Here is a 26326-nt window from a genome sequence, read left to right as displayed (position 1 = left end):
GTCAGGAGGCCCGATTGGGGCGGAGCCCGAACCTACCGGAGCCGGGAAGGGCCGTACGCCCTGGCCGTGTTCCGGTCCGCGCCGGGGCTCACCGGGTGCCTTCCGAAGTGTTGTGAACCGGGGGAGTGGGTTCGCCACCGGCCGGCGCGGCGGCGTCGCCGAAGGCGGTGGCGGCGGGCATACCGCCGGGCTCGGCCGAGTCCGCAGAAGGCCCAGGGGATGCGGTGGGGGCGGGCCGGTTCCGGTCTGCCATGGCGGGGGTTCCTCTCGGTGGTTCTCGCTGATCGCGGTGACGCCACGGGCCACCGCCTGGTTCCGGTTGCTGGCCCTTCTCACAACGCTCCTCCACCACGGGGGGTCAGAAAGAGCGCGGCCGCAGCAGGTGAGACCGGACTGCGGGGGCGGGCCGTAGTGCTTCCCGGACAGCCGTACGGATATCGCGCCCGCCGGCGCGCCTCCTTGGAGCGGTTGTAGGGCCCGCCGGCCATCCGCGGGTCGGGGATTGCCGCTTTCCCTCTTCCTGTCGCCGCTACAGCGTGTCGTCCAGGTGGAAATGTCCCCTCACGCTGCCGAGTTGATCGAGAATGGCGATGAACGCTCCACGCTTCTCCTCCTCGGTGGAACCCCAGTCTCCCATCACCTGCCGTGCCTTCACGACACTGTTCATGAGCCTCGCGCCGTAGTCCTTCATTTCCTCCGCGTCGAAGGTCGCCTCCACAACCATCCAATCGCCACGGTTGCCATCCCCCTGCGGACCGACGGGCACCTTTATCCAATCCCCACCCGGCGCACCGAAGAACTCTTCCACATCCGATTCATCGCCACGGTTGTCATCCCCCTGCGCACCGACGGGCACCTTTATCCAATCCCCACCCGGCGCACCGAAGAACTCTTCCACATCCGATTCATCGCCACGGTTGCCATCCCCCCGCGCACCGACGGGCACCTCCACCCAATCCCCACGGTCGCCACCCCCCGGCGCACCGGAGGACTCTTCCACATCCATCTCATCGCCACGGTCGCTATCCCCTTGCCCCAGGGAAGATTGGTCCACATCCACTTCGTGGCCACGGTCGCCAGACCCCTGCGGCAGACTGCCCGACATGAGCCTCTCCGCCAGTTCCTCCGCATCCTTCAGGGCCTGACTCTCGCTGATCTTCCTCAGGCTCGCCTCGCGATCGAACAGCGAGTAGGGAACGCCGAAGTTCTGGGCGATGTCCAACACCTCGTGCAGCGTGTGGTAGGCGAACGGGGTCGTGTGGTCGAAGTGAAGGCGCCAGAACGAGAAGACGCCCCACGCGGTCGCCCCGATCTCGTACTTCGACGCCCCTGCCCAGGCCGCGAGTTTGAACATGCGCATCGATGTGAACGACTGGCCGGCCCACACGGGGATCTTGTACCGACGCGCCAGTCGCGTGCTGTCGGCGTTCTCGTTGCGTGTGGACGGATGCTGCGTGGGCGTGCTGTCCGGTTTCAGGTCCGGGGTACCGTCCGGTCGGAGGATAGGGTTATGGCCGCGGTCGAGCGTGGCCTCGATCCGGTAACCCCGATCGTCGATTCGGGCGGTGCTGAGACTCTCCTCGCTCCTCTCAGGGGGCAACAGGCCGGTTCCGTGCGTGGTCGGCGTGTGGCGCCCGTCCGGACCGAAGTACTCGAAGAGGTCGTGCAGGACCATTACCTTGTCACGGAGGTTGAATTCGCTGGGATACCGCAGCACCTCCAGCACTCCGCCGCGTCGCCATATCGATGACTCAAGATGCTTCAGGTGGGACGGCAGCGCTCCCGGGCGGAAATAACGGACATAGGTCCCCAGCATTCTGTCGGGCTGGAACTCGGACCATCCGCTCTCCAGCTCACGCAATACCGCGTCACGCTGCTCAAGCTGGTCGATCTTGTGATGGATCCGCGAGAGCAGAACGTCGATCATGCCTTCCACATGCCCCTCGCTCTCCACCTGGCGTGCGAGCACCTTTTCGTGGTGCCGGTTCTCCTTGGCCTCCACCCAGCCGAGGAGCCCGCGCACCAGCTCGGTCGCGTTGTTGACCCTGACGTTGTGCATCTTCGCGCCGAAGTCCGGATGGGTCCCCACGTGGCCGTCGATGACGGGCTCGTAGCCGCGGTGACCGGCGGGTTCTGTGATCAGCTTCTTCAGCTTCCACCTGATGCGCGACCAGTTTTCGTTGTAAGCGGAGAGCTGCCGATCGCTCAACGGCCGCACACCGGGTTGTGGGGCCCCGGTCTCTTTTTGCAGCTGCTTGTTGAACCAGTCGATGAGCTGGGCAAGGAACTTGCGCTGCTCACCGAGGAGCGTATCCGGCAGCCGGCGCTCCTTCAGGTCGCTGATGTCCTGCTCCACCGAGGCCAGGCGATCAATGAGCTTTTGCCGATCCGCTTCGAGCTGCTGCCTCTTCTGCTCCCACTGCTGCATTCGCTCGGCGTAGGCCGGTACGGCCGCGCCCTGGACGCGTGATCGCCGGTGCTCTGCCTCCTGGTCCTCCTGCAACTGCCGCAGCTCGGCATCGATCTTGGCGAGCCGGCGGTTCGTCTTTCGGAGGCGGCTTTCGGCCTCCTCAATCGGGAGCGAGAAGGCTCTCTGGACTTGCTCCTCAAGGTCGCGCATCCCCTTGCGGAATTGTGCGGTCACGTTCGCCTTGCTGACCATGAGGGCGCCTCCGGGCAGGCCGCCGTGACGGAAGCCGGCCTGCTGTGACAACTCGGCGGCCAGCTCGCGGGCCGCTTCGTCATCGCCCTTCGCAAGCTCCGACGCGACACGGGAGCGCGCCTGCCATTGCGCCTCCGCCGCAGCAACCGTCTCGTCGTGTCCGATGGTCGGACCCGGCCTGCCGAGCAGCTCGTCTGCCCGCTCCATGACATCGCGGAACGTGTCGGCCGGCAGCGAGGACAGCACTTCCGGCAGACGGTCGTCATCCCTGCCGGAGAGGTCGCCGAGACCGGCGTCGACCAAGTCGCGCGCCGCCTGATCGAAGCGGGCCGTGGCGGCGTCAAGCCGCGCCCGGCTCGGCGACCACCACTCGATGTCACCGGAGTTGCCCGCACCCACCAGACGCTCCTGCAAAGCCTCGTGGGCGTCCGCGCTCCGTACGAGTTCCTCAACGGCCTGCACGTACTCGTCCATCGGTTTCGTGGCGTGGGAAAGGCTCGCCTCGGCGGTCTCCAGACCATCGGCGGCCCGCATCGGTTGCTTGCCCTTGTCCGCCGCGCTGGGAAGCGGGCCGTTCGAGCGCGCGTGCGCTGCTGACTCCGGCTCTGCCACCGACTCTTGTGCGGTGGTGTCCTTGGTTCGGGTGCGGGCGTGCGTCTGGGTGGCTGCTTTGGTGGCGGGGCCGAATTCCAGTAGTGGTTGGCCGAACTCCGACTCCGCGACCTCGGGCGGCACTGCACGAGATGCATACGCGTCCGCATCGCGTCCGGCCCCTTCGCCGGAGCCCGTGCCGGTGGTCACGCTCGCGGCGGCGGCCTCCGGCTGGGCGGCCCGGGGCGCACCGGGGGCCGGGGGCGCACCGTCCGGCCACGGCGCGGCGGTGTGCCCCCGCGCGTCGTCCGTCAAGGGCACCCCGGTGCCCTCACGCGCGTGGGGGCCGCCGGGCAACGCCGGGCCGGCTTCGGTCTCCTCGATCCCCGGCGGCAGCTCTCTGTTGCTGAGCGCGTGTCGGCGGAGCGCCGCCACGGACACCCGCTCGGCCGCTTCGGCCGCTCGCCTGGACGCCCTGCTGACCGAGTTGTCGGCCGACGTGCTCTGCCCGGCCATCGCCTTGCCCTTGTCGACCCGAGCGGGCAGCTCCTCGTCGGTGGATTCGTCCGGTGTGGATTCGTCCGGTTCGGGCTCCTCCTGGACCATGGTGAGCGGTCCTCTGGAGACCGACGGCACCTCGGTGGGCCGCGCGGTCGGCTGGTCCGGGCCACTCTCGTCGCTGTTGGTGCCGGTGTCCGGTGATGCGCCTGCGGCGGATACGCCCAGTGCCGCCGCCGCATCAGGGAAGAGGTCCGGGCGGCGCAGCACCAGCCGGGCCCGGTCCAGCAGAGGCAGCCCCAGGTCCGCCACAGGCTGTGCCACGTCGGTGAGTTGCCAGGTGATACCGGCCAGCGCGGAGACCGCGAGACCGTCCACATCGGCTCGCCGCACCGGTGTGGCCAGCAGGTCCGCGGTGGCGAGCAGTTCCGATATGTCCGGGCCCAGGTCCTCCGTCACCTCTTCCGAGATCTTCAGCGGTGTCTCCCATGCTGCCGCCGGGCCGGGTTGCCAGACGACATCCTCTGTCACCGGGTCCCACTGTCCGGTTCGTTTCTCGATCCGGTCCCAGACGCTGTTGATCGCCGAGGGCCCGAGGCCTGTGGTGAAGAAGACCTCTTGCTCGCCGGGGATCGGCGGCGCCTGACCCTTCTTGGCATACGTCGCGTTGACATCGACGCCGGTCGGTTGCGAGTTGTGGACTGGGCTGATCGTGTACCGGTAACGCATGCCTTTGAAAATGGAGTTATACGCCCGCGACGTGCTGACGAACTCGTTCGGGGTAGCCCCCCGGACCCACTGGTCGAGTGTCACGGTCCTCTGCTCGTCGGGCACCGCGAAGCCTTGTCGGAACACCTCCTGGGGGTCGCTGTCGGACCAGCGATACAGGATCTCGCCGGGCCGGCTCACCACGATGAGGTCCGGGTCTTCCAGGAGCAATGGGTGCCTGGCCGCGGCCTGGGCCTCCGGGCCGGCTGGTGTCGCGGACCCGGAGCCGGGTGCGGAAGCCTCGTCGCTGCTGCCGGTGGACGCGAGGTCGTCGTGTTCGCCCGTCTCGGTGTCGGCGTCTTCCTCCGACCGGCTGTCGGAACCCTGGTGCGGGCCGTTGTCGCCCTCGGCGGCGGGCTGGGAATCCGTGTCGGAATCGGGAAGCGAAAGATGAATCCTCCCGGCTGAGCGCGGGGCCGAATCGGCGATTGATTCGTCCGGTTCGGGGTCCTCGTGGATCGTGGTGAGCGGTCCTCTGGAGACCGACGCCACCTCGGTGGGCCGCGCGGTCGGCTGGCCCGGGGCACTGTCGTCGCCGTCCGTGCCGGTGTCCCGTGAGGCGCCTGCGGCGGATGCGCGCAGCGCCGCCGCCGCATCAGGGAAGCAATCCGGACGGCGCAACACGAGCCGAGCGGCGTCCAGCGGGCTCAGCCGCAGCTCCTTCACCGGCACTTCACCTTCGAGCTGCCAGGTGACGTCGAACCCGGACGGATATATCAGCCCCGCCACGTCCTGCTGGGCCACCCGTACATCAAGGAGATCCCGGGAGCCGAGCAGCTCCCTCACCTCGGGGGTCAGGTCCTGCTCGGTCAGGGTTCGCTCGGTCAGGGTCCGCGCCGGGGCTACCGGGGGTTCTTGATCAGGACCGGACCGGTCCCGTGGGCCCTGGGGAGCATGGGGGCTTCCCTCGCCCGGACCGGCTCCGGGGTTGCCGGCCGCCGGAGGCGCGGGAGGCGACGGGAGAGCGGCAGGGGACGGCACCGCGACGCCGGGACGCGGGCGCGCCAGCAGGTATTCGCTGCCGCGCCGGTAGAGCGTCACCCGGTTCGGGGCGTCGCCGGGCGGCCGATGGGTCGTGGAGGTGCCGTCCTCGTGCACCACTGTGATCTCCGCGCGGTACTCGTCGGAGGCGAGGGCCAGCGCGCTCGCGGTGAGCGACTCGTTCCAGCCCCGGCCGGCGGCGAGCTGAGCCCGGATCAGGGCGGTGGTTCCCGCTGGGGTGAGTTCCCTGTCGCCGACGACCATGACCTGCGGTCCGGCCGTACCGTCCTGGATCTGCTCCTGGGCGGGATCGAACGGCGCCAGTTCGTGCGCCGCGAGAGCGGTGGACCGGTTCGGAACCGTATCGGGCAGCGGGGACCGTCCGGCCATGAAGACCCGTGGATCGCGAGGATTCTCCGACGGCAGGGCGAGCTCGAGCGCGTGCCAGAAGCCGTTGCCCGCGCCTCCGGGCGGGAGCAGGTCGTGCAGGGTTCCGCCGGGGGCGGTGACCGTCCTGGCGTCGCCCGACGTACGCCAGGCATCCGTCCCCCGGTTCTTGCCCCAGGGCGCCTGCTTGTGCGCGGGACGGACCTGCGTCGGCGGAGAGGCAACGTCTGCAGCCTCCGCCACGCCACTGTCGGCAGGGGGGCCGGGGGCCAAGAACCGCGGCGCCGTTTCTTCCGGCAGCGCCACCCGGTAGTGCTGGTCGGCGAGATGCAGCACAGCCGACCGGATGTCGCTCGGCCCGTCGTCCGGACCCTGGTCGGCCGGTGAGAACTCGGCGAAGGAGCCGTTGTCTCGAACCACAGTGACCGAGACCCCGAAGGTACGCGCGGCAAGCGCGGGCAGCAGGTCGGCGGCGCCGTGGTTCCAGCCGCCCTCGTCCGGTGAGTCGCCGGACCGCCGTAGCGCACCGCCTGCCAGGCGTCCGCGCTGCTCGTCGGGGAGCGAGAGATACGGGGAGAGCCGCCGCGCATCGTTGAACTCCTTGGCGGCGGGCGATCCCTGGTCCAGGACGATGCCGGCGTCCGAGATCTCTTCGGGGGTGAAGGTGTCCAGGGTGTCGGCCGCGGCGAAGGCCCGCAGGTCGGCGTTGTCCGGATGGGCCAGCCGGGCTGCGAGCAGTTCCCGCAGGGCGGCGGCCCGCTCCTGCGCGGTCTTGTCTGCCAGCAGGTCGCGGTGCCCGGGTGCGGCATGCCACAGGGCTTCGCCGAGCGCGTGGAAGAAGCCGTCGCCGTCCTTCGGTACGTCGTGCACCTCGAAGATCCGGCCGTCCGGGGAAACGATGGCGTCCGGCTTGCCATCCGGCTCGGTGAAGCGGGGGTGTTCGACGGACTTCTTCTTCGTGGCCGGTTCGAAAGCGACGCGGGGAGGCTCCAGCAGCCCGCGCCGCAGCTCAGGTGTTCCATCGGTCGACGGATCGGCCTCCAGCCGGTGCCATCGGGTCAGCCGGTCCGTCTCGTAACGGACCCGATGGAACTCCTTCGCGGCGCCCTTGGCGGTGTCCAGCAGCTCGGCAAGTTCCGCCGACAGCTTCCGCAACTCCTCTTCCTGGGACGCGCTTTCGGTTTCGAGTTCCTGGACGCTCGGCGAGGGCGCGGCGACGTGGCCGGGCAACGAGTCCGCCGCGGTGTTCTGCTCGTCGACACCGCCCAAGATGCCTGGTTCCGCGGCCGACGGCGTCTCCTTCTGGACGGAACCGTCCGCTGAAGTGACCTGCGTCTGCTGTGGGTCGGGGGATGAGCCGTCCACGGTCGGAGCGGTCACCGCCACCGTGTCCGCCGCACCGCCGGTCGCGGCGTCGGTTTCCCCTGCGCTCCGGGATGCTTCCTCGGCCGCGCGCGCGGCCTTGAGCCGGTCCAGTAGTTCCTGGTGTTCGGCGTGCGCGGCTCCAAAGGTCCGGCGGTTCTTCCAGTACGCCTTGTCGGATTCCGCCCAGGCGTCCCCGGCCGCTTTCACGGCCTTCCAGGCGTCCGTCACCTGCTTCGGGTAGGTGCTGTCGTCGATCAGTCCCCACGCTCGGGCGGCGTCCTCCCGTACCCAGGCGAGGGTGTACGTCTGGGCCTCCGCGGCCTTCGGCCCCGGATTGAGCTTGCCGAAGGGGCCGAGCACGCGATGGGCGGCCTGCCCCACCCGGCTGTCGCGGATCTGGTGGTCCACCTGGGCGACCGTGAGCCAGTCGGTGGGGATCGCGAACAGCATCGCCGGGGAGGTGGCGTGCTTCAGGGTGACGGAGGGGACGGCGTTGCCGCCGAGCCGGCGGGTGTCGCTCTCGGAGCTGTTGAGGACGGTGCCCGACTGGCCCGGCCGGGCCGAACCGGCCTCCGCCGTGGCCAGTCTGGGAACCGTGTTCAGCGCGGTGTTGTGCACTCCGGAGCGGGTGACGGTGGTTTCCTCACCTGATGTCAGCTTGACCCCGCCGCCCTCCATGGCCGCTTCGGGGGCCACTGTCAGCAGCAGCGCCTTGGTGAAGTCGGGTCTGGCATACAGCCGGTGGTCGCCGTGGGTGCCGCCCAGGATGGCGTCCTCGGACAGCCCCGGAACCTGGTAGCCGTCCTTGTCGAGGGCGTCCAGGAAGAATCCGGAGAGTGCGGCGTCGCTGGTCGCGTTGTCCATGACCAGCGAGGGGGCTGTGCCGGGCCAGGTGAGTTCCGTGCGCCGGGCACGCTTGACGGCGGAGTCCAGCTGATCGCCGGTCAGCTTCCCCGACTGCCGGGACGGCAGGCCGTAGGCGGTGGCCAGCGCGATCTCGGAGGCGTCCTTCAACGACTGCAGGCCCACCACCTTCCGTACCTGGAAGTTGTCCGAGGTGAGGCCCGAGGGCACCGAACGGGCTTCTCGCCAGGCGGCCACCGCCCGGTCCGGCGCGTGCCGCTCCCACAGTGTCACCGACCTTTCCATCTGCGGCAGTTCGGGGACCCCGAGCGGGTCGGGGCCGTCCACCTGGCCGGTGGCGGCCGTCTCGGGCGTGTTCTTCGGCGCCGGGGCGGACGCCGACGGCGCCACGGATCCGGCGTGCCCAGTCGGGTCGGGCGAGGCGGCCGGGTCAGGAGTCCCACCCGGGTCCGGAGTCGTCAGGCTCATCGGCACCTGCTCGCGCAGTTCACCGATGTCCCCCGTCTCCTCGACGGTGGTGCCGTCGATGTCGACGGACAACCGCAACCGGTAGGGGGTGAGATACTCGGCGTGCGGCCCGTCCAGCTTGAGCCTCCCTGCGGTGGCCTTCTCCTGCGACTCGACCGTGGTCGTGGTCCGGGCGCTGGAGCCGGTCTCCGCGTAGGCGGGGCCGGTCGTCCGGAGCACCTCGTCGCCGGTGTGCACACCCTCCCCCACACTCACCCCGGTGCTGCGGAAGTTGGCGGTCGTCGTGAGCAGTTCGACTTTCTCGGTGGCGCCCCGGCTGTTGGTGAGCGCCACGCTGTGCCCGAGCCCGTCGAACATCGCTTTCCCGGCGACGAGTTGTACCCGTATCTGTACCGCCCGGCCACCCAGATGGAGGGTGAGGTGGTCCGTCCACACCGACGGGTTGAACCGTCCGGCCCGGGCACGTGAGGTGGCCCCGGAAGCGAGCATCTGGTCGCGCAGAGATCGCAGGGCCCGTGGGTTCGCCAGGGCGCGCACCCGTTCCCTGTCGATCTCGTTGACCCCAAGCGCATCGAGCTGCTTGTCGAAGGCGGCCGTCACCTGCGAGGCGTCCAGGGTGTTTACCGGGAAGGAAGCCACGTCCGACCAGCCCGGGCGGCTCCACGTCTGTTCGGTGTAGCGCGGCACCTCCCCGGCGCCGTCGTTGATCAGCCCCAGCCGGTGGGCGACCTTTTCAGGGATGGCGCCGAGCCAACCTCCCGGGATCGTCAGGCGCACCCCGTGCCAGCCCGCTCTGGACCAGTTGAACAGCCTGTGCAACGGAGAGGCCAGGCCCTTGGGGTTCACCGAGGCGAGCACCTCGTGCTGGGCGTCCGCACTCACCAGATACTTGTGGTTGCCATCCTCCTGGGCGTTCTCCACGGTGACGTTGCGCGCGACGGAGACGACCCTGGCCCTGGAACGGCCGAAGCGGTTCGGGATGCCGTACGACCCGAGGACGGAGGGTCCCGAGGTGTCGTGCGAGTTGCGGTATGTGGCAATGCCGCCGAAGGAGAAGGTACGGGCGTCGGTGTGTGCCCCGGAAGCCTGGGACTCCCCGGACACCGTCTGCTCGGTCTCCAGCTTGACCGGTTCCGAGATCACGGTGGTGTTCCGCAGCCGCACCCGGTGGATCGCGGTGCCGAGCCGGTCCAGATAGGACCCCTTTCCGAACAGTCCGATCAGCCGGACGCCGGAGGCACCCATGGTGTTGTCGGTTCCCGCGCTCAGCGACTGCGGCAGCATGGCGCGCATGACTGCGTCGTGCGCCGGAGCGCCAACCTGCCCGAAATGCCAGGAACCGCCGGACGCCTCGTCCATCACGGCCTCGGCCGCCTCGCTCAGCTCCTTGTGGGCGGCGAGGCCGATGGTCTGGTACTGGTGCCACGCGAACGGCTGGTCCTGCTGCGGAGCCCCAGCGAAGCCGTCCCCGACCGCCAGTGCACGGGCGGTGTTCCGGTCGAGCTTCTCCGGCCTCGGTGTGCCGGCCCCGTCGTGCGGAGCCGGCTGCCCCGTCGCCTCCACCAGGGAGCTCCCGGCCGCTGCGCCGTCCTGCCCGGCGGCGCCCGTCGGGGTCCCCGCGCCGGTGGGCCGGGCTCCGCGGACCGGGCCGGAGGGCGGGGTGTGCTGGTCGGGTACCGACAGCAGCACCTTGCCCTTGGTGGGAGCACCCGCCGTGCCGCCCACGAGGTGTACCTCGGGTTCCCGGCGCACGAACCACTGGGTGCCCAGCAGACCGAGGGAACCGATGCCGCGCCACAGGCTGCGCGGACGCCAGTAACCGCCGAGGTCCGCACTCAGTTCCAGGTCGTAGCTGTACAGATGGGACGGTGTCGCCGTCACTGAGATGGACTCGAAGGACGCGCTCCCTCCGTAACCCGTCTTGTCGGCCCGTACATGCCCCCAGCGAGGCCCGGCCTGGACAGTACCGATGTTGCGCGGCATGCCGACCGCGTCGCGGGAGCCGTCACGGAACGAGAGACTGGCGTCGACGCCCTCCTCGGTGCCCCGAGCAGCGGTACGAGATCCGTCCAGCTTGTCGGTTCCGGGGGAGCTGTGCCGCATGGTCGTCTCGTTGGTCGTGCCCTGGTACTCCCGCCTGGTCATCCGGCCGTCGATCCACAGGTACCGGTAGGCGCGGGTGAACTGGTCGGGCACCACCAGTCCGATGCGCACCCCTGTGGTGATCAGTGCTTCCAGGTTTCCGGCCATGCTGTGGTGGCTCAGGGTGTTGATGACCGTGAGAGTGTTCTGCACCGCCATCCGGTAGTGCTCTTTGTTGCGCCACTGGCGGTGGTCCGGTCCGGGCAGTTCGCTGAGCGGTGCGACCATGCCGGGATAGCGGCGGGCCGCTGCGCGCAGGATCTGATCGGTGAAGGCCTCCAACAGCGTCGGCTCCGGGGACGGAGTGGTCCCCGGTGCGGGCTCGGTGATGGCGCTCCCGGTCCCGGTCCCCGGACTCGCCGCTGTTTTGGCCTCCGGCTCGGCCGCTGTTCCGGCGGATGCCGGTGGCATGCCCTCGGGGGCGCCGACGGCCGGGCCGCCGGCGCCCGCCGTCGGGTGCACCTGCAAGCCGTTGTCCCAGGTGAAGGCCTCGGCACGGCTGGTGCCCAACATTCGGGGATCGTCCTGGGTGAGATACACCGGGGGCTGCGGGGCGTTGCCGGCGTCGCGGCGCAGCCCGGTGCCGTCGTCCCAGCCCGCCAGCCGGCGCGCTTCGGCCCGTGTCATGCGGTCCAGGGTCCGTACGGTGTATTCCCTGGGCTGGTCGCTGCCGCCCCAGCGGACGACGATCTTTTTCTCCACCTCGTAGAGGTCGGTCGGCACGCTTTTGACCCTGCCGACGATCTTGTGCGCGCCGGAACCGCCGAACCCCGTGGCGCGCACCGTGCTCCGGCTGATTCTGCCGAACACGCCGATGAGCGCGCGCAGTCCGACCAAGCCGAACGCGTCCGCCGCCTCGAAACTCGGCCCGATCGATGCGCTGATCTCCTGGCTGTTGCCGAGTGAGAGGGTCCGCTCGTTCTTGATCGTCTGCTGCAGGGTGTTGCGCATCTCGGCGCTCTGTGTCTCCGACAGCAGGCGGCCGCGCACCGGCACCGCCCGCTCCACCACGAAGGCGCCCAGCGGTGTGCGCCCGGAGTCGTCATTGATCAGCGGTGGACCGGGCACCGGGCCGTGCGCCAGCCGGTCCGCGAGCTGCTGGAAGTGCTCGCTGGTAAAGAACTGGGTGATCTGACGGTGGGCGGTGCTGCCCTCTTTCGCCCCGGCGGTCCGCAGCGCGTCCTGCCTGAGCGTGGCCACGGACAGGTAGCCCTCGGTGCGGACCATCCGGTAGTCGGAATCCGGTCCGAGCCGGAGCTCGCGTGGGGCGTTGGAATCCGGCAGATCGGTCGTCATGCCGTCGGACAGGCGGACGGTGAGTCCGTTGTGCACACCGAACGTGAAGTGGGTCGCCGAGGACGTTCCGGTCCGCTCCTCCTCGGTCCGGCGGCGCAGCTGCCTGTACCAGGGGCGCGGTTTGGTGAACGCGCTCACCGTCACCTCGTACTGGACATCGGTCAGATGGACATGCGTACCGTCGGTGGCACGGGTCTCGACCTGACTGACGCTCTGGTCCTGCATGTTGAAGCCGTAACCGTGGGTGCGCCCGATCCCGAACCCCACGCGGCCGAACCCGGCATGGCCTGAGGGCGGACCGACGCCCACGGAGGGTGCGAACTGGCGGGTGGTGGCCAGCGTGCGAGAGGCTCCGGTGGTGATCTGGCTGCGCTGCGCCTCGTCGAACTTCACTGAAGAACCCGGTTCGCCGAACCGCTCCCAGTCGTGATGCGGACGCGTGGCGACGCGCAGCACCTGGATCTTTCCGTCGCCGTCCATGAACGGCGGGGACTCCCAGCCGTCGCCGTTGAACTCCCTCGGCGTGATGCGCAGGGCGCGCTTGAGCGCGGCGGCCGGGTCGGTCCGCTTCTTCCCCTTCCCCTGCGGGATGTCGGCGGTCCGGATGATGTGGTCCGCGACCTCGTCGACATCGCGCAGGGTGGCGGAGCCATTGCCGTAACTCGGCTCAGTCTCCCGGGTAAGCCACTCTGGCAGGCTGCTGCCGTCCTCGAAGAGGACCGGACCGGCGAGCGGACCGGGCGGCTGCATGGTGACGTCCAGGCGCGGCGGCCGGTGCCGGTCGAGGGCCGCGGTCAGGAGACGTGCGTTCTCGACGGCCTCGCGGTCCTGGTCCGGGTCCTTCGGGCCGACGGTCCCGGAGCCCTGAGCAGGGTCCGGTGCCGGGTCGGGTTCCGGTTCCTGCTTCCGCTGGGGAGCGGGCTCCGGTGCATGGTTCCCGGCGGCTCCGGAGTCGGGGGTGGCGCCCGGAGTCGAACCGGAAGCGTCCGGGTCCGGGTCCGGGGCGGGATCCTGAGTGGAACCGCTCGCGCCGAAAGGGACGGTGGGCGACCCGGCAGGCCGCCGCAGCAGTTCGAGTGCGGCGTCCGGGCTCTCGCGGTCGAGACCCGCGGCGTCGTGCAGCAGTTGGCGGTAGTCCTGCTCGGACGGGTCGGTTCCGTCCGGCAGATTCCGCAGGTCGCTGACCATGCGACGGAGCAGACCGGGCGTCATCCGGGCGTCGAGGTGGGCCGGGCCGGCGATGCCGTCCGGCCCGGGGCGCAGGCGAAGTGCGTCCAGTGTGCCGAGCCCCGTGAACAGGGCCGTGTGGTCGGCCGAGGTCTCCGCGGCGGTTCCCAGGGTGCCACGCAGGGTCCGGACGAACTGGAGCGTGTGGGCACGGACGTAGGGATCCAGCGGCCCGCGCTGTTCGGGCCCGGTCAGGCCGGCCGCCTCCGCGAGTGACACCAGCCGCTCGCCCTCAGGTTCCGGTGTGAGCGTCAGCCAGTTGTCCGGCGTGTCATCGGGCATCGCCGGGTGGTCCGGATTCTCCGGCGCCGACCGTTCCGGCTCGCCGTGCGGCACGAGCACCGGGCGGCCGGTGACGTTGGCGACGTGCTGGGCGACCGGCAGCCCCCCGTGCGACGGCGTCTCGCCGACTCGGGACGAGCGGAGCACGAGCGGCCGGTCCGACGGTCCCGAAGGGCCGTTGCGACGCAGGAACCGGCCGAACTCTCGGCCGCTCAGGCGAGCCTGCCCGTCCGTGTCGGTGCGGTCCAGGGACACCGAGGTCGCAGTGGCGCCGGCGACGTAGACGGCGGTGCCATCGGTGCGCACGGACACCTGCTCGTCCCGGAGCACCGGACCGTCCCGGTCCGGGAGGAGGGCCCTCCCCCGGCCGGTTTCGGGGCCGTCCTGCTGTGCCGTGACCGGACGCAGCGTCACCATGCCACTGGACGGCCGAGGTGCGTGCAGGGCGGGTGGGGCCGCTTCCGCACCGGGCTCCTGGGCGACGGGCGCCGGCACGTTGTGCTCCGGTCGCCCGGCCGGTTCGCCGGACCCGCCGGTGGGCGGCCCCGGAGTGTTGTCCGGTGACGGCGCCGGAGTGGACTGGTCCGTCGGCGAGGACGCGGTGCCAGGGTCCCCGCGCCGCGCTCGTCCCTCCTCCAGCGCCCTCGGGCTCACCCCGGCATCGCCGGGCGCGGTGTCCTGGCCCCGTACGCCGGTCGAGGCGGCATCCGGACCGGCGCGACCGTACGTGGGCACCGGTCCGGTCGGGTTGGGCCGACGGGCCGGTGTGGAGGCAAGCGAACCGAGCGTGGTGTTCAGCGTGCCGTCCCCGGTGCGCTGCCGCTCCGTGTCGAGGGCCGTGGCGAGCAGAGGCAGCCGCTCGGCGGGTGCCTTCTGCGCTGCCGCCCGGGCGGCCTGCTCGGCCACCGCTTCCTGGATGTCTCTGGCCAGGGCGTCCCGGCGGTCCCGGGTGCTGTTGTGGTCGGCGGTGGTGGCGGCCAGGTCCGCGGCGGCACGTTCGGCGCGTGTCTTGGTCCGTCGCGCGTCGCCCGCCGCGTCGATCACCTCGCGCAGTACGTCCGCCTGACGCTCCTGTGCGCCCTGGGCGTTGGCTTTCGCGCCGGCCAGTGCTTCGGTGTCGTGGTCGAGGGCCGCGCGGTCCGCCCTGAGGTCGGTGGGGATCAAGCCACCTTGTCCCTGGGCCTGCTCGCGGGCTCCGTCCGCCGAGGTGCCCGGGCTGGATGCCCCGAGAGCGGTGTCGGCGGCATCGAATTGCGCCCGTTGCTTCTCCTGGATCCTGGTCGTCAGCGCGTCGAGGGACCGCGCGAGCCGTGCGCTCTCCTCGGCCCACTGCCGGAGTTCGCCCTCGACGTCGCTGAGGTTCTGCTCGGCATCGTCGTATCGCTGGTCGGCCCGTGCGACTTCCTGGACGGCGGCCTCGTGGTCGACGGTCGCGCGGGCCAAAAGCTCTTCCAGCCCTGCGAGTTCGCCGTCGGCGAGGTCGAGCCGGTTCCGTAGCTCCGACTCGAGGTCCCGTGCCCGCTGCTGCGCCGCCGCCGCCTTGGCCAGCTCGCCGGCCGAGGTCTGGAAGTCATGCCGCGCGTCGCTGCCCGCCGCGCCGTCGTCGGCACCGGGCGACGCGATGAAGGAACCGTCGGCTCCGAACCGCCAGAGCCGCAGTCCGTCGCCGGTGCGGATCATCAGCTCGACGGGTTTGCCGGTCAGGGCCGCGGTCTGCGATCCGGCGAACAGCGCACGACCCAGTCGGCCGCCGTCCGGGTCGGGGCCCAGGGCGAGCCACAGCTGGGCGGCGTTGTCCTCGGCGACGATCCCGTTTGCGAGCGCCTGCGGGAGATCCGTGAGCGGGTGCCGGATCCAGTCCCGCAGATGCTCGTCGGGCTGGTCACGCAGCATCGCGGGCAGGTCGTAGACCTGCGGATTGGTGCGGGGCGGAGTGATGCCGTGGCCGAGCACGTCGCGTTCGCCGAAGCGGGCGGACATCGTGCCGACGACATGGCGGGTCCCCTCCGCCCCCTGCACGGTGAGATGCACGTCGACCAGCGTCTCGTAGGTACGGGTGCCGCGGCCGTCGGCCGGCTGAGTGGCACTGCCGATCTTGAACCGTTCGTCACGGCCGCCGCTGACCGCCGACGATCCGCCCCGCACTGGGGGCTGGCTCGCGAGGAGAGGGAAGGCGGCGCCGATGAACTCGTTGTTGGAGTCGTCCCGGCTGTAGATGAGCTGGAGTTGGATGGCACCAATGGTGCTACCGCTGACCGTGGAATCCGTACTGATGGTGTTTACGCGCGTCCGGTCGAGCGTGACATCGCCCGAGTCGCTGACCGACCTCGGGTTGTGGAGGGAGAAGGACAGGGCGAGTGGCGCGTCGGGATCGGGATCGCTCTGGCCGGGCCAGGCGCCCGGCATGGTGGTGGTGAGTCCACTGGCGGCGCGGGGCGAGTCGAGGGTGATGTGTCCGGCCTGGATGAGTTCACCGAGACGGACGGCGGCGCTCTCGCTGGACGACGAGGTGGTCAGCGGAGCCCAGATGCTGGATCGGTAGGGTGCCACGGTGTTGAGTGCGGTGGCGAGTTCCTGCCATGCGTTGAACGCGAACACAGGGGTGAGGCTCGTCGGCACGAACCGGGTGTCGTCCGTGAAGGACCCGGTGCCCTGCGGATCGTCCGGCAGCAGGGCAGGCGTGATGGGGCCGGCGTGCGCACGCGCAGGAGCGACCTGACCGCCGGTGAACTGCAGGGTGGCGGACATCGGTACGGTCACCGAGCGCTCGGGGCGACCGAAGAGCGTGCGGCGGGCCCAGGTGGCGAAGTCGGCGTCGGCATCGTGCCACGAGAGGATGCCGTTCTCGAGGAGCCCCCCGGGCAGGTCCAAAGGCCAGTCGCCGACGAGTTGGGAGCGGACTGTAGCCGTGAAGATGTAGTCGATGTCGAAGTACGCCACGTTTTCGTTGCGCATGTGGTAACGGTCCTGGGCTGACTCGTTCGTCCGCGAGACGTGCGTGCGGGTGGTGCTCACAGCGACCGAAGAGCTGGTGCGGTCCGTGCGGGTGTTGCCCGCCGGCCGGGCGTAACGCGTGGTCGGGACGAACGTGCCAGTGTGCTGGACGGAGCGGCTCTCGCTGCGGCCGATCGCTGCGGGGGTGTGGATGTGCAGCTGTTCCAGACCAACGCCGGGGTCGGCGCTCCGACCGCGTATGGTGCGCAGTTCGGGCTCGGACGGGCGGGGTCTGGCTGTGAGGGTGACCTCGACCAGGCGGGCGCCGCCGAGGGTGACATGCCGGAAGTGGAAGCGCTGGACCCCGGCCGGTCCTCGTCCGGGCAGCGCGCGCAGGGCGGTGGTGGAGGTGTAGTCCGCGATACGGGAGTGCACACCGGGCAGGTAGGCCGAGTGACCTGGTTGTGTCGCCCCGGGTGCCTCACGCTCGACGAGCGCGGTCAACTCCTGCCGGAACCGGTCCCGTGCCTCGCGCTTCGAGGCGTTGCCGCCGGGATCGGTGTCGCTGTACTGGATCACGGACAGGACACTGGCCAGGCCGGCTTCGCCGGTGTGTATATAGCTATCCGGCAGCGGAAGACTCCGCTCCGGTGCGGGGTTTGGGACGAGTCCTTCGACTCCCCTGAACCATCGTGCGTCCCGGGCGAGTTGTCCGTCGGTCATCAGGAAATGCACCGCGCGAGGCAGGCTGACGGCGAGAGTGACGGCTGGAGCGCTGCCCTGCCCCAAGGCGTTGCCGACGACGTTGCGGGTGCCGAACCGCACCGTGACCAGCACCAGCGCGTCTGCGCCGATCCGGTGCTGCATGCCGCCGTCGGTCAATACGCGGTCCACCTCCGTGCCGGCCCCGAGGGTGCCGGACTTCTCCGTGCTCGTCGCATAGGCGTAGCGTCCGGCCGGGTTGAACCACGCATCCAACCCGCTGTTCGCGAGCGTGCTTTGGATACCGGCCAGGGCGGGGGTCCACTGGTGCGTGGTGGTGACCGCCTTCTGCTGGGTCGCGGTGTCGTTGGAGTTGATACCGGATTCCATGTACTGCTTCGTACTGTGCAGGAGTTTCGGGTTGTACAGGACACCCTTGACCTCCACGGAGGCCTCCTGGTCGGCGCCGAGCCCGGGCACGGTGATGCCCTCGACGACATAACTGCCCTTGAAGATCTGATGGCCCCGGGCGAGGAGGGTTTCCGGGCCCAGCGCGGCATGCAGTATCTCGTGCGCGACGGTGGTGGGGTCGGCGGCGCTCTGCCCGGTCAGATACGTCGAGTTTGCCGCGGCGCTGGCGAACCGCTGGAGCGGCCCCTGCTTCGGATGACCTTCGTAGGTGTTGTCCAGGACCTGGAGGACGGCCTTCCGTAGTGCCGCCGACCCCCGGAAGAAATCGATCAGGGCGTCGTCCGGGACCCGGACCACGTCCGATCGGGGATTGCCGTCGGCGTCGACCATGCCGAGCAGGTCCAGGTCGCTGCCGGGGCCGTCAGCGGTGTTCAGCGGCCGAATGACGGTTTCGGGTGCGGGCTCGGTGACCGTACCGGGCTCCATGGTGCGGTTGTGCGGCACCAACAGGGTGATGTGCCCCTCGACGGTGGCCGGCCTCGGGCCCTGGAAATCGTGCGGAACGGTGTCCTCGGCGAACCGGACCTTCGGCGTGTCACCCTGCCCGTCATACAGGTCGAGCGAGAACAGGACGGGAACCTCGAAGAGATCGCTGCTCGGGACATTGCCGAAGAAGAACTGTTCGTGATAAAGGCCGGCGCCTGCCGTGGCGGAGTGCGTGGTCTGGTACGTGTACGCGTAGTCCCCTGCCCCACTGATCGTCCAGGCGCCGCCCGGCGTGGGGCCGCTACCACTGGCTCCGCCGCCACCGGTCAACGCCCAGTTCGAGCCCTGTTGTTCGCTGCCGCTCACGCCGAGAATGGTCATCGCCATGTTCTGGATGCCCGGCAGGACACGGGTGTGACGGGTCCCCACGCCGGGCGTGGGGACCCGGACCGCGGTGAGGCGGAGTTGGATGCGCTGGGTGCCCGCGGCAGTGGGCCGCTCCAGCCACAGCGGGTGGCCACCATCGACCATGCCGTCGGTGGTGGCACGCAGCCCGAACTCGGAGCGAGCCAGCTCGAACCGGCGCAGATTGTTCAACTGGGCCTGGACCAGAGCCTCGTCGGGAAGCACCCGGTTGCGGGTGTGGGTCTCGGCGGGCAGGAAGCCCTCCCTCCGCAGCCGCACTTCGGCGTGCGCGAACAGCGGCTCGGTGCCGTACACCCCCAGCGGAGTCGCGGACCCACCGATGCCTTCAAGGTTTTCCAGCTCAGCCGGCAGCGCACGCCGCTCGTCCTCGCTGGGCGCGTGGCCCTGGGCGTCGCTCCGGCTGAGCACCCGCAGGTGCATGCCCTTGGGCCGAGCGTCGAAGGTGTGCTGCTTCTCCTCGCCTCCGCCGGCCCTGATAAAGGTGAGGGTGTGGGTCACGGTACCGGGGGTGAGCAGGTGACTGACGTTGGTCCGTGCCCCACGCGCCAGACTGGCCGAACCACCGTGCGACAGCGCGGCGTTCTCCTGGAACCGTGCCCCGATCCTGCCCAGCCCGCTGCCACCGGGCAGTGAACTCGCCATGCCGTGCCCGGCAGAGTAGTCCTTGGTGAGCAACGCGGAACCATTCACGTCGATCCCCGCCCCGCTGGTGAATCTCGCCTGACCGTCCCGCCGTGTCATTTGGATGACACGGCTTTGCAGGTTGATCTTCGAGTCCAGGCTCTTGTGCGTCGGCTTCCCGAGCCTCACCGTCGTGGTGAGCCTGAACATGCCGACGGCGCTGCCGTTCGAATCCAGCAGGACCGGTGAGAACACGCCCCCGTCGCGCTGCATGGGCAGTGTCCCGCGCAGTACGGGCTCGGAAAGAAACGTCTCGAACTCCGCCAGGGAGGCGGCGTTCAGCTGCGCGATCTCGTTGCGGAACTCCGTCCGCGCCAGTTCGGACAGGAGTTGTGGATCAGCGACCGTGTCCACAACCCACATTGGCAGGTCGTCGAGATCGGCAGGTTCCGGCAACGGCTCCCCGGAGGTGTCCTCGACGGCAAGATGCTGCGGGAACCACACCGTGACCGGTCCATGGCTCGCCTTGGCGCTCCAGGTTTCCGGCGGAGCCAGCCGGGGGGTATCTACCCGCACGTCCCATTCCGTCTCGAATTCATACGGATGGGAGAGCTCGTTGCTGCGCTGTATCGTGCTTGCTTGCAGCACCTGCGTGACCGACGAGGACAACGAGAACCGGTTGTGCGTCAGCGAGATGGTCGGCGCGAGGTCCCAACCGCGCACCACTCCGGCCCCGGGAACCGGCAAGAGCCAGTTCAGGGGCAGCGACAGGGTGCTGAGCGTCCCGGAGGACTGGGAGTCCGAAGCCTCCTGGGTACCCATGCCGCGCCGCTCGACCCGTACATCGGGATCGATGATGTCGTGCTGACCGTACCGGGGCGACTTGACCGGGTCGCGCAGCGCCATACGCACGTCCACCGGCCGCTCCCGGCCGTCCACGGTGAGCGTGATCCGATGGCCGAAAATGCTGCGCAGATAGGGCAGGTTCAGCATCATGTGCTCGCCGTTGAGCACCTCCCGCAGCTGGACGCGCACGGCGTGGCCGTCGGCCGGCGAGAGGATGCCGAGACTTCGGAGGATCTGCAGGTGCACGCCCTCTACCGCCTGCGCCGAGATGGGCTCCAGCTGGACAAGACCGACATTGCCGTCCTGGTTCGCGCCGTAGTTCCGTACGAACGAGGACATCGGCGGTGTTGCGGGGGGCGGGTCGGCCGGGGCGGTGGAAGCGGGCGGCGCGGCCGGGGTGGTGCCGTTGGGGGGCGCTACGGACGCGTGCTCAGTGGCGGCGGGGGTCTCGGACGCGGCCGGGGCATCGGCGAGAAGGAGTGCCCGCATCGTCGCGGGGTTGTCGTCTTGGAAGTGCATCTCATCGGGAGACAGTCCCTCGGCGACACGGCTGTCCTGCGGCAGCGGTCGCGATGGTTGCGACTCACCGGACACGGCTGTGTCAAGACGCCACGGGGTGGCGCGCCGCACCGCAATTTCCTGTGCGACTTTGTCGGCCTCCACGAAGCCCGAGTCGTTCAAGGCTCGCGTGACCTGCTCGAGCGCCTGGAACTGCTCGGCACGGGCCTGGGTCTCGGGCCGCCCGTCGCCAATGACCGGCGGGAAATGGTTGTGCGCCTGAAGGATGGAGATGGCCTCGGCGGCCGTGGCTAGGGACGTCCCGGCGAGGTGGGACTCGTCCGCCCGCGATGCGTTCGGGGCTGGAGACACCGCCGCTGCTTGCAGCTGTGCCATCATCTGCGACCAGCCGTAGGACCGCCCGGCGCTGTCGGCGAGGTCCGCGAAGGCCTTGACCGCGGTTGTCGGCGACGACGCGCCCCCGTAGGGGTGTCCGGAGCCCGGCCCGAAGGTGCCGGCCGCCACGGGCGCCACCATGCGGACCGGGACGGACCGGTCGCCGAGCCACCAGCCTTCGGTGTTGCCGATCGGCGGCGCGGTATCCGTCTTGGCGGGCAGGTGCAGCAGTGCCTCGGCGGCCGGGGGCAACTGCACGTAGAGGTTGGGGGCGTCGTCGCGTGTGACGCTGGTGCGGGTGACACCGTGGACCAGTGGCCGCAGGTCGTCCCTCGACGCCAGGAAGCCCAGGGCGGCCTCCCAGACGAGGTCCGGCCGGCCGTGCCGGGAGACAGCCGGAGCTATCTGGGTGAGATGGAGATCGCCGTTGCGGTTGAACAGGCTGCGCACCAAAGTGTGGACTACCCTGGCGGTGAACTCCACCGTCTCCTGGTCCGAGTGGCTGCGCGCCGCCGGCGGCTTCGCGAGCCAGCTGTTGTCAGACCTGATGCTGATCCCAGGGATCCTGGGCATGTCGACCAGACGCTCCAGCCCGAGCAGGGCGGGCAGCCCGCGATAGGCGTCAGGGCCCGTGCGGTGCATGACCGAGTTGCGGCGTGCAAGGCCCTGGCCCTGCGTCCACATGCTGTTGGGCACCTGAGAGAGGAGCGCCGGGAGGAGCTGGGTCTGCGACTTGCGGTAGTTCTCCCCGATGATCTTCTTGACCATCCTGGGGAAGGGATGGTGCATCTGCACCGCAAAGGTGGAATTGGTGAACGTGCCGCTCATCGCATTGACCGCATAGCCCTCGGTGCTGGTGGTCACCTGCTCGAGGGCGCGCAGGTTGTTCAGAACGTTGTCGCCCTCGGGATACAGGCCGGCGAAGACGTCCAGGATCTCCAGCCGTGCGATGTCACTGGCCGCCGCCCAGCCGGTGCCAGTCTGCTTGGCCATCTCGGTCATGAACTCGTCGTGCAGTTGCATGGGCCGCGACTCGTTGAAGACCTCATGCATGTTGACCAAACGGGCACCGACCGTATTGGCCCAGGCCACCATGGACCACACCTCGGCGAGGTACGGATCGCTCGGTGACTCCTCCAGGTACCGGACCTCGGCGATCTCCGCACGAGGGACGTCGGTCCACAGCACGAAAATCGCTTCGCTCTGGTGCCGTTGGGCGGCAGTGCCGAACTGTGTCCAGAACGCCGCACTCGCCCCGGATTCCCGCAACGGGCCGCCCAGCCAGATGCCGTGCACCAGAGCAGGAGTGCTGGCGTCCAGCGACGACAGCTGGGGAGCCTCCGGATTGGGTGTCCACTGCAGCGTGGTGCGGCGGTGCGTGTAGCTGTAGCCCCTGATGTCCTGCCAGCCGCGCGGATCGAATGCCTCTGCCGGGTACTCGTCCCGCATGTCCATGAGAGTGAGGAGGTACGCAGACTCGTCGGCGTTCAGCCCGCTGTAGTCGTGCGGCACCCCCGACTCCGGGTCGCGCAGGAAGTCAGGCACCGAGGCCGGCTCGAGCACACCGAACAAGTCCACGCCCTGGGGACCTGGTTGCACCGGCAGCATGCGGATGTCAGGTACCGCCATGGCCTGGAGCTGCTGCACCAGACTGCCCGCCGTCAGGTGGCCGTACTGTCCGGCACCGTCGCCCAGGCCGCGGTCCTGCTCGTCCGTCCACTGCCCCTCCGCCTGCACGGTGGTCTCGCCGAGCACGCCGTGATCCTTGCTCCCTACAGCGCGGACGGTCTCGTCGGAGACCGTCGGGCGGTGGGCCAGTGCCTCTGGCAGGTCGGTGCCGGGCCCGAGCATGGGGAAGTGCGCCGCGTCGGGGCCCAGTGCGAGGAGTTCCTGCGAGGGGTTGAGCAGTGTGCCCTGCGGATCGAGGTCGATCGACTGGATCTGTCCGGCTGTCTCCTGTGGCGGGGTGACGAGGATGCCGCTCCGGTGGTCGAACCACCGGATGTGCCCGTGGACGTTCACCGCGAACAGCGGGCGTCCGGGGCCTGATGCGAAGTATTGGGGCAGTACGAGGGACCGTGCGCCGGGTCCCTTTGTCAGCAGGATTTCTTCCAGGTACGCCGTGGCCTCGGCCACCGGGCCGCTCCACGGCCGAAGCGCCAGGCCGATCCGCTCGCGTGGGACCGCGGATCCGAGCACTCCCAAGACCGCGGAGGCCGGGGCAACCTCCGGCACGTTTGTCTCTTGTGTGGCGACGCCGTCCGGTTCCGGCTCTTCCTGAATCGTCGTGAGTGGCCCGCTGGAGCGGGACGGTTCGGTGATGGCACTGGGTGCGAGGGGGTCGGCTCCCTCGAACGCGCTCCAATCGGCGTTCGGCCGCCGGACGGGTGCCGATGGGCCGGACGAACTGTGCGAGGACGGGGCGATGTCACCGACCAGGGTCTGCAGCAGCGCGAGATGGCGGTGCCGCAACCCGCCCTGCGCATAGCCGTCACTGGCCAGATCGGGCCCGTCGTAACGGAGTGCGTCCTGGTCGGTGCCGTCCGGTTCGGTGACCGGGCGGTTGTAGTCGCCCATGAGGCTGCCGGCGACATCGGGGCGGTGCTGATGAGCTGATGGATGCCTGGACTCGTCGCGCAGTCCGAGTTGGTGTCCGATCTCGTGTGCGAGGTCCTGTTCCGAGCTGTCGAGCTGCCAGACGTGGTGCGACGTGGGTCCGTCGGCGGTGAGCTGCACCTTGAGATGGCCTCGTCCGCCGCGTGGTGGCGGGGCAACGGTCACATGGAGGACGTCACCGTTGGGCAGTTTGTGGCCGGGGGCGTTGAAGACCTGGTCCACGCCGGCCGCCATCCGGTCCCGGACCTGCCGCAGGTCGGCGTCGGAGACGTCCTCGGTGTTGGTGAACTCCAACTCGACGGTGAGGTCCGTCACCCGAGTGTCCTCGTGGACGAAGCGGCGGACATCGAACCCGGACCGCACGACGTACTGGGTGGTGTCGGAGCCGTCGGCCGCGGCCGGAGTGGACACGGGGTCGACCCAGGTGTGCCACCGCTCGACCCGGGTGGCGTCGGCATAGGCCGCGGTCCAGCCGGGGTCCGTAACCCAAGAGGTGGTGACCGGAGTTGACAGCGACACGTCGTCGCCGCTGTGCCGGCCGCTGTCGGAGGCCGAGGAAGGCTCGGAGTTGTCGGTCGCGGGGCCCGGTGGTGTGCTGCCGGCCAGTGTCGTGACCGGAGCCGGGCTGTCTGCAGGGGTGGTGCTGCCCGCTCCGGTGTTCTGTGGGGGCGCCTGCGGGGGTGTCGTGGTGCCGGGTGTGGTGCTCGGCGCGGTGAGTGGTGCGGAGACGGTGGGAGGGGCTGACGCCAGGCCCAGACCAGGAGGCGGTGCCAGGGCGGTGTCCGGAGTGCTCTCCCGCGTGTCTGCGGCGTCGAGAGTGGTGGTGTCCGGTGCCGTAACGGACGGTGGCGTGGCGACGCCGGGATCGCCGGAGACCGGGTACAGGCCGACTGGTGTTGCCAGGTCGTTCTCGACCATGGTGTCGATGGTGTCGGTCTCTACGGGTTGGTTGCGGTTGTCCGTGACGCCCGCCGGGGTTTGGCCGACGTTGTTCCGGGCGCCCGGTGTCCCCGAGGAAGTGCCCTTCGGGGTGGCTGTCCCACCCTCGGTCTCGGGCGGTGAATCCTGCTGCTGGTCCTCGCCCGTGGTGCCGGAACCGGTCCTGATGGACAAGGTGGTGTGGGGCGCGGTGGTGTGGGGCGCGGTGGAGCTGGGCGGGAGGACATTCGTCCCCTGGCCCGCCGTGACCGCGTGATCGTCGGTGGTGTCAACCGGGGCCTGCTGCGGTCCGGTACCGGAGTAGGTGTCGTCGTACCCGCTGTGTGTGGCCGGGTTGCCACGTGAGGTATTCACCGACGGGCCGGTATGCGACGGCGTGCTTGCCGGTACGGGGGTCCTCGCCGTGCTGCCCGCGTCCGATTCGAGGGACGGCCTTGGACCTGGGAGAGCGTCGGTGCCCGAGCCGGGGACCGGCGTCTGGGGACGTGGGGTGTCAGCGTTCGGTCCCGTCGACGTCAACGTCATGCGCGGGTCGGCCGGAACACCGGTGCCGCGACCGCCGGTCGGCACGGACAGGCTGCCCTCGGCCGGCAGATCACGGCCGCCGGTCACACCACCGTTCTGGGCCTGGGCCGTGAGCGGTGGGACGGCAGGGTGTGCGGACAGGACGGGCTCAGTGATCGTGACCGGACCCATCGGCGGCAGGTCGGTCGCTCCGGGACCGGGGGGCGTGACATCGAAGTCCGTGTCGACGGGCCCGTTGCCGACGGTGTCGATACCCCGGCTGCCCAACCCGCCGTCTGATCCGCCGATACCACCGGTGCCGGTGAAGCCGCCGCCCGCGGCCGCCGGAGGGGAGAAGTCGAAGGTGGAGTTGAATTTGCTGCCGAGGCTACCGATCGACTCACCGAACTTGACGGCGCCGACGTCGAGGCCCTTCTCCGACACGGAACTGATACCCGAGCCGAGGAAGGTGTTGCCCCAGGTGGCGTCGTTCCAGGTCCACTTGCCTGTCAATAGCCCGCTGATGACCACCTCGGCACCCGACTCGGAGAATCCCGAGACGAGGAAGTCGTCGGCCTGATGAGTGGCAGTGCTGGTGGTCTTTGACACCCAGCCCGGCAGCGTGGACTTGGAGACGACATCCTTCGACAGGTCCTTCATGGAGAACGGCAACCCGGGCCCCTGCCCGTCCCAGAACCCGCTGCCCAACTTCTTGAGCGCACCGCCGCCGATGTTCTTGGTGATCGACTTCAGGGCAGGACTGAAGACGCCCATGAACGCACCGGCCAAGCCGTCAATGCCAATTGCCGCCCAGTCGATGCCCTTCGGGCGCCGGTCGTTCGGTCCGAAGGCCATCATCGCCAGCCGGACCGCGAACGCCTGGAAGGCCTCCTCGATCGCCTCCGACAGAAACGGCATCATCCGGGTGTGGCTGATCAGCCAATCCAGAACCGTCAGGATGACGACGCGGCTTCTCGCCCTGGCCAGGGCCATCTTACCGGCGGAAGTACCACCGCTGAAGATCGCCAGCACTGCCGTCACGAACAGCTCGATCAGCAGCCGGATGACCTCGGCGATGATCTGCCACTTGGCCTCGATAATGTTCGACGAGGTCTGGATCCGGCTGTCGCCGATCTCGTCGAGCTGTCGGGCGAACTCCTTGAGGTGGTTGGTGCCGCCGTTGTTCACGAACAACTGCATGGCCTGCTGGTAGTTCTGTCCCACGGCGGGAGGCAGGGATCGTGAGGCGCCCAGCACCGACTGTTCGATGAGGTCCGACAGGTCTCGAAGCTTGCCGCCCAGCCGCCCGTATGCCAGGCGGCTCTCGTAAGCCAGGTCCTCGTTGGCCTGGATGAGCCGTTCGCCGATCAGCACGAACAGCAAATTGTTGATCTGGGGGGAAGCCTCGATCGCCAT

At 69.6% G+C, this 26326-nt stretch carries 1 protein-coding gene; it reads right to left on the bottom strand.

All coding sequences use genetic code 11. The features are described from left to right. Positions 1-529 precede the first annotated feature (529 nt). A complete protein-coding gene (locus ACWDO5_RS00295) occupies positions 530-26326 on the bottom strand; it encodes a scabin-related ADP-ribosyltransferase (RefSeq protein WP_450527058.1) in 25797 nt (8598 codons plus the stop codon).

This window comes from Streptomyces sp. NPDC000880, from assembly GCF_053599675.1.
This window is presented reverse-complemented; position numbering and strand designations above follow the sequence as displayed.

Excerpts from the sequence above, each read along its gene's own strand:
- ACWDO5_RS00295 (WP_450527058.1), bottom strand. The coding sequence starts at position 26,326 with ATGGCGATCGAGGCTTCCCCCCAGATCAACAATTTGCTGTTCGTGCTG.